The following is a 6201-nucleotide window of genomic DNA, read 5'->3' as shown; positions in this document are numbered from 1 at the left end:
CAATTATCGGTCTTGGGAACCAGGACTGCTGCTGAAGGAGGGGAAGTAAGACCAAAAGGTGGCCGTAAGTCTGTCTTGAGGCATACCCCTGTGAGTTCAGAAGCCCCAACTTCAGCGTAAGCAAGTTGGGGTAGTTCACTAGTATTACTATAAAAAATAGAAAAATCTTTGGGCTAGATCCCTTATTCAAGAATAGGTTGTTAGTGCTATGCAGGTATTTTTGCAGAGAAGTTTACTTATTGGTGGTATTTCTAGCTTAATGAATTTATTTATCGGTATAGAAACTACTGTAGCAAGTCCTTTGTGTTACATGGTTGATGAATTAGGTCAAACTGTTGACCTGTCCTATATGTGCGTTCACAATGCAATTAAGGAGAATTTAGAAGCCAATAGACAACAAAGAAATGAAAATGAAGGAGAAAGGGCTATTCTCAATCGGAGAATTGCGTTAAGTGAAGAAAATCAATCTCAACCTATTCAAAATTCAAGGTCTGAAAGGCTGAATGCTCCTGAATTTCAAGGTTCTGATGCAAGAGATTATTATGGAACCAGAAGAACAGTAAGTCTAGACGGTTTATCCAATAATTTTTCCCGTAGTAGTGCAAGTAATATTTCAGGTCAATATGTTTTGAATAATCAAGGAGAACTACAATTAAGGCATAAAAATAATCAATGATTGAAAGATATTTTAAAATACTTTGAAAATTTTAAAATAGGTTTGTTTCATAGTTTTAAAATTCTCAATCTTAGTTGATCACCGAACATCAGATCACTTATCATTAACATTGACAGATAACATAAGTGTGTCTACGGTTCTACCTTTCAATTCAATATTCACTACAAAGAGAGCAAAAATAGTTTATGAGTGCAACTACCCTTGAAGCTAGAGAATTGTTTCGCACTGCTTACGAAAACCGTTACACTTGGGACGGAAACTTTCCAGGTTATACAGCGGATGTAACTTTTAAGGATAACGATCGCACCTTTAACGGTCAAGTGCGAGTTAACCAAGATATGTCCACAGAAGTGTTTAATATAGAAGACGAACAAGCAGCAGCACAGGTTAAATCTCAATTATGGGAAACGTCTATTCATCGGGTTCGTCGCTCCTTTGAACAAGTTCATGGTCAAAATATCTTCAGTTACGGTAACACCGATGAAAGTGGTGCTGTAGAAATCCTCATGGGAGGCAAATCAGAAGGCGATCGTTATAAACTCCGTGATAACGAAGTTTGCCATGTTCACCGTCATATTCACGGGGTTGTGGTTACTATTGACACCTTCAGCAGCCATAAAACAGAAGAAGGGTATCTTTCCCATCGTTACGACTCCATTTATCATGATCCCAAAACAGGGGAACTCAAAGCCGGAAAAACCGATTTTGAGGATAATTATGAACAAGTGGGTGGTTACTATATTTTAACCAGTCGTGTGATTACTTCAGAAGAAAACGAAGAAAAAGCAACCAAAGAATTCGGTTTTTCTAACGTTAAATTATTACAACCGGCAATGGTTTAATTATTAGTTTACAGTTGGGTGTTAAAGAGTAGGAAGTTTCTTATTTTTGACACCCAACTTGTTCATTTATATCTGCGAACATTATTTTTTATTTTTGTCAAGAGCAGCTTTACGTTGGTTTACATCATTTTAGTACACTTGCTCAAAAAAATTCTTGTTTTTTCTCTAATTACCCTTATTTTGGAATGGTTTATAGCTTCAAGTAAGGTAGTAATGGGGATATTCAGACTTGTTTTAAAGGTAGATATAACACGCCTCAAGTATCAGTCTCTAACATAATACCATAAGCCCGTAAACTCGTTGCTTATTGATAATAATTATCACACATTGCGAAGTATAAAGAGAGGCGAATATTTTTATTTTCTTTGTTATTTCAATTTTAGATAATTTTTGCTTATAGTTAACTTTAGGCTCTGTCTGCAAACTATTAGAATATTAAAAATAAACTAATTTCCCCCTCTGCTTCCTCTGCTTCCTCTGCCTCCCTCAACTAAGATTTTGAACTTTGCAGACACGCCCTAATCTTAGGCTGAGTACCACGCTATAATGCCTAGCAGTCAGCGTGGGAGAATGTAACTAATCGGCCGTCTTCCAGATGAACAATACGATCAGCAATATCAAGAATTCGATCATCATGGGTAACTAAAAGAATAGTGCTACCTTGTTCTTTGGCGAGCTTTTGCATAAGATTGACTACATCCCGTCCCGATTTACTGTCTAAAGCTGCTGTTGGTTCATCGGCTAAAACAATAGCAGGATGAGCTACTAAAGCACGAGCGATCGCAACTCTCTGTTTTTGTCCTCCAGACAAATTATCGGGATAGTAATCTACCCGCTCACTTAACCCCACTTCTTCTAGCATTGCTATAGAGCGATCGCGCATTTGAGCCTTGGAATACTTGCCATGTAGTTCTAAACCCATCTGTACATTTTGACTAGCGGTTAAACTATGGTGTAAGTTATGGGCTTGAAAGATATAGCCGTTATTACGCCTAGCTTGGACTAACTCTGCTGAACTTGCGCCACACAATTCCTTACCAAGAATTTTGCAGCTTCCTATTTGGGGTGATCGTAATCCACTAACTAATGTCAATAAAGTTGTTTTACCCGAACCTGAAGGTCCTGTCATCAAGACAATTTCACCCCGATTTATTTCTAAGTTAATGTCAAATAAAACCTGTTTACGAAGTTCCCCTTTTCCAAAATAATGATCTAAATTATGAATATCTATTACTGCTTGTTGATTAACCATAATTAATATATTTGTTGAGTTTTTGAAGAAGATTGAGCTTAAAGTTGAGAACTTGTTTAAAAAATATCGGCTGGATCTGCTGATTGTAACTTACGAGTAGCGATCGCTCCAGAAATACCACACATAATAATTGTCATAATTAAAACTGTAATTGCTCTAGATACAGGCATCATAATTGGCAAAGCTGTTGCTGTTGCAGTTAAGCTATAAAGTCCTAATGAGAGGATCACACTGGGAATAAAGCCCGCTAAAGATAAAATAAGAGCTTCTTCAAACACCACAAACAACAGGTAAGAATTCTTATATCCCATGGCCTTGAAAGTGGCGTATTCTGCTATATGATCGTTAACGTCAGTAGAAAGAACCTGATAAACAATGACAATACCGACAATAAAACCCATTGTCGTTCCCAGAGTAAACACAAATCCAATAGGGGAACGATTTTGAATATAGGTTACTTCTTTATCCACATATTCCTCATGGGTATAAGCTTGGACATCATCAGAAAGATGAATATTTAAAGCCTGTCTGACAGCTACGGGATCTTGTCCTGGTTCAAGATTAATAATACCTAAACTAACCGTTCCCTGTTCCTTTTTAGGAAACAAGCGTAAAAAGTTATAGTCGCTCGTTATTAAAGCTCCATCATCGGCAAAAGAAGCACCTACTTCAAATAAACCCCCAATGGTTACAGTATTGCGATCTCTTTCGGTAGTGACTACTTTTCCCTGTTCAACCATAGAAATTACTTCTTCATATTTTCCTCTAGATGCGCGATCAAATAGTACCGTATCGGGGATTTTGACCTTATCTAACTGACGATTAACTTCAGGCAAATTAAATGCAGGTTGTTCTGGATCAAATCCAACAACCATCATCGAAGTTTTTTCCCTAGTTTGAGGATTACGCCAATTAAGAGAACCAATATAAACGGGTTGGGCGGATTGGACTCCCGAAACATCCATTGACTGATAAAGTCGTCGTCGTGGAAAGGTATATAACTGGTTAAAATTGGTTGCTTGATTACTTAGTAAAACAATATCTCCTTTAATTAGCCTGGGATACTGGGTGTTAGTGGTAAATAAAGCATCTTTGAAGCCTAACTGCATAAACATCAAGATGTCTGCAAAAGCAATTCCTGCTAATGCTGTGAGCATTTTCATTTTGTCGTGTTTAAGTTGTAATAAACCAAGAGGCGTACGGTTTTTTAGTGATTTGAACATAGTTTTTTCAATGGATAATGGATAAGAGATAATTGAAGAATTAGTATTCTTAATTCTTGATTAATTTTATAGTTCAATCCTCACATTTACTTGTAAATTAGTTAGTCCTTCTACCTTCTGACTGGATGCTTTGTCTAGCCTGACTTTGACCTCAACAACTCTGGCATCTATATTGCTAGTAGGATCAGTGTTGACTACATTTTGTCTTTCTATTTGCAAGCCAATTTTTTCCACTGTTCCTGTTAATTTACCTGTAATTGCACTACTGGTAACTGTCACTGATTGCCCGATTTTGACTTTATTGACATCGCTTTGATAGACTTCAGCCACTGCATACATTTCTTTTGTTTGCCCAATTCTGGCGATTCCTTCATCACTGTTAACTATCTCTCCTGGACGAATCATTGTTTTGATGACTCTTCCAGCTTGAGGTGATTTGATATATGCTTGATTAAGTTCTGCTTGCTTCATTCTAACGGTTGCTTTAGCCTGTCTGACTTCGGCTTCAGCTACTGCTACATCTACAGGACGAATTTCAGTAATTTCATCTAACTTAGCTTGTGCTTCAATAATTTGTTTTTTCAAGCTATCTTTTCTTTGAATTGCTAAAGCTTGTACTTCTTTAATTTCTTCTTGGAGAGTAGCAACTATTCTATTATAAATGGCTTGTGCTTCTTGATAACTTTGTTGATTAGTTGCTAAGATTAATTCCTTGCTATCTAATTCAGAATTGGAAATAACACCATCTTCTGCTAATTGTTTATAACGTTGAAATTCGACTTGAGCATTATTAATTTCTGCTTGAAAGCGATTAATAGTGGCTTGCTTTTCTTTGCTTTCAGTTTCTAATTGAGCTTGTAATCGAGATATCTTTGCTTCATCTGTGGCAATCACTCCTTTGAGTTCTGTTTTTAACCTCTCAATGATCGCGAGTTGAGCCTCAACTTCTCCTGTTTTTGCCCCTGCTTTCACTAAATCTAGATTGGCTTGGGCTAGTCTTACTTGTTCTTGAGACTGATTTAGAGAAGCTAAGGCATGATCGCGACTATCTAAAATGGCAATTACCTGACCTTTTTTGACTTCATCTCCTTCATCAACCAACAATTCATCAATCCGATTTCCCTGCGCAGCTGAAGAAACTGAAATTTGAGTAATTTCTCCACTGGGTTCTAGTCTTCCTAATGCTGTTACGGTTTTAATTTCGGGAATGGTCACGACATGGACTTCAGATTCAGAAGTGTCAGTTTGAGTCGAGCGATAAACGGCTAATCCACTGAACAACAAGGCTAATCCTACCATTAATACAGGGATTCTCTTCACTAGGGAGTTGCCAAATTTGGTTTTGTTGTTTGCTGTATATTCCATAGTTTTTAGGAGGTCTTCCTTATGTAACTGAACCGTTTAGTTCAGTTACCACTATGCTAAACTAAACTGATTAGTATTGCAATATTTTTTAATCCTGAGTAAATATGACCAATAGTGACCCCCAAATTTCCGAACGGACAAAATCTGAAGTGAAGACAGAAGCTATCCTAAAAGGAGCAATGAAAGAGTTTCTCAAGAATGGTTATGCTGCTACCAGTATGGATAAGGTAGCGAAGTCTGCCGGGGTTTCTAAAGCGACAGTGTACAGCCATTTTGGGGATAAAGAAAAGCTGTTTAATGCGGTGATGCAGGATTTAGTCAAAGACAAGTTTCAGACGGTGATGGGCTTAGAAAAGCCTCAATCGTTGGAACAAGATCCTCAAGTGGTCTTGTCCGCAATGGCAACAAAAATGCTTGCTGATGCTGAATGCGATCGCTCTCGTCAAGACTTTATGCGGATTATTATTGGCGAGTCGGGGCGTTTTCCAGAATTAGCAAAAGCATATATAAATCATGTGGCAAAACCCAGTATCGAAATTCTGACCAAGTATTTTAAATCTCATCCTGCTTTAGAATTAGCAGATCCAGAAGCTACAGTGCGAGTGATGATGGGAACAATGGTTTATTTTGTCATACTACAAGAAATGTTGCACGGGAAAGATATTGTGCCATTAGAAAGTGAGCGTCTGATTAAGACATTGACCTATTTAATTACGATTGAACTACCCCAACTTTAGAAGTTGGGGATTCTTTACACGATAAAGTATCGTCTTGGAGCGTCCAAAAGCCCCTCTAATACCTCTCTCTTTTCAAAGAGATTGGCTTTACTTTTACGTCCAATGT

At 37.5% G+C, this 6201-nt stretch carries 6 protein-coding genes; 3 read left to right on the top strand and 3 right to left on the bottom strand.

The genetic code is table 11. The features are described 5' to 3' along the window. Positions 1-208 precede the first annotated feature (208 nt). On the top strand, positions 209-676 hold the full coding sequence (locus tag QNJ66_RS25750; protein ID WP_300511522.1) for a hypothetical protein: 468 nt from the start codon (positions 209-211) through the stop codon (positions 674-676). 185 nt (positions 677-861) lie between these two features. Next, on the top strand, positions 862-1518 hold the full coding sequence (locus tag QNJ66_RS25745) for a DUF3386 domain-containing protein (RefSeq protein WP_300511521.1): 657 nt from the start codon (positions 862-864) through the stop codon (positions 1516-1518). 550 nt (positions 1519-2068) lie between these two features. On the opposite strand, the gene QNJ66_RS25740 is transcribed toward QNJ66_RS25745, so the two are convergent. The 3 genes from QNJ66_RS25740 to QNJ66_RS25730 all read right to left on the bottom strand — a co-directional run bounded on the left by QNJ66_RS25740 (position 2069) and on the right by QNJ66_RS25730 (position 5358). After that, positions 2069-2770, bottom strand: coding sequence for a DevA family ABC transporter ATP-binding protein (locus QNJ66_RS25740; RefSeq protein ID WP_300511520.1), 702 nt, complete (start codon positions 2768-2770; stop codon positions 2069-2071). A 56-nt stretch (positions 2771-2826) separates the two neighbouring features. After that, positions 2827-3993 carry an ABC transporter permease DevC gene (gene devC / locus QNJ66_RS25735; RefSeq protein WP_300511519.1) on the bottom strand — a complete coding sequence of 389 codons (1167 nt, stop codon included), beginning with the start codon at positions 3991-3993 and terminating at the stop codon, positions 2827-2829. A gap of 66 nt (positions 3994-4059) precedes the next feature. Continuing rightward, positions 4060-5358: an ABC exporter membrane fusion protein gene (locus tag QNJ66_RS25730; RefSeq protein WP_300511518.1), complete on the bottom strand. Its 1299-nt coding sequence runs from the start codon at positions 5356-5358 to the stop codon at positions 4060-4062. Between the two features lie 104 nt (positions 5359-5462). On the opposite strand from QNJ66_RS25730, the gene QNJ66_RS25725 reads away from it, so the two are divergent. Beyond that, a complete protein-coding gene (locus QNJ66_RS25725; protein WP_300511517.1) occupies positions 5463-6095 on the top strand; it encodes a TetR/AcrR family transcriptional regulator in 633 nt (210 codons plus the stop codon). Positions 6096-6201 lie beyond the last annotated feature (106 nt).

The sequence above is a fragment of the Crocosphaera sp. genome, assembly GCF_030064895.1.
GTDB lineage: Bacteria > Cyanobacteriota > Cyanobacteriia > Cyanobacteriales > Microcystaceae > Crocosphaera.
This window is presented reverse-complemented; position numbering and strand designations above follow the sequence as displayed.

What these genes read in the sequence shown, in the direction of transcription:
- QNJ66_RS25750 (WP_300511522.1), top strand. Translation starts at nt 209, where the DNA reads ATGCAGGTATTTTTGCAGAGAAGTTTACTTATTGGTGGTATTTCTAGC.
- QNJ66_RS25745 (WP_300511521.1), top strand. Translation starts at nt 862, where the DNA reads ATGAGTGCAACTACCCTTGAAGCTAGAGAATTGTTTCGCACTGCTTAC.
- QNJ66_RS25740 (WP_300511520.1), bottom strand. Translation starts at nt 2,770, where the DNA reads ATGGTTAATCAACAAGCAGTAATAGATATTCATAATTTAGATCATTAT.
- devC (WP_300511519.1), bottom strand. Translation starts at nt 3,993, where the DNA reads ATGTTCAAATCACTAAAAAACCGTACGCCTCTTGGTTTATTACAACTT.
- QNJ66_RS25730 (WP_300511518.1), bottom strand. Translation starts at nt 5,358, where the DNA reads ATGGAATATACAGCAAACAACAAAACCAAATTTGGCAACTCCCTAGTG.
- QNJ66_RS25725 (WP_300511517.1), top strand. Translation starts at nt 5,463, where the DNA reads ATGACCAATAGTGACCCCCAAATTTCCGAACGGACAAAATCTGAAGTG.